General features: G+C 56.4%; 1 pseudogene. It reads right to left on the reverse strand.

From position 1 onward, the window contains the following. Window positions 1–9: 9 nt before the first annotated feature. Window positions 10–264: pseudogene (locus F7R02_RS26040) on the reverse strand (IS5-like element ISCARN85 family transposase); the annotation flags it as partial.

Below are 264 nucleotides of genomic sequence, written 5' to 3' on the forward strand. Positions count from 1 at the left end.
TAGGGCCTGTTAACACATCCGAAGCCCATCAACGACTAGGACGAAGCTGAGGAATCCAAGGAACATGACATCCAGCTTCTCGAAGCGCGAGAAAATCCGGCGGTAGCCTTTCAAGCGACGGAACAGTCTCTCCACTTCGTTGCGCCGCTTGTACATCTCCCGGTTGTATTCCCAAGGCTCGACCCGATTGGATTTCGGCGGGACCACCGGCACGAAGCCAAGATCGAGCGCCAACTGGCGGGTTTCGTTGCCTTCGTAAGCACG

Origin of the sequence: Xanthomonas cissicola, assembly GCF_008801575.1 — a bacterium.
GTDB lineage: Bacteria > Pseudomonadota > Gammaproteobacteria > Xanthomonadales > Xanthomonadaceae > Xanthomonas > Xanthomonas cissicola.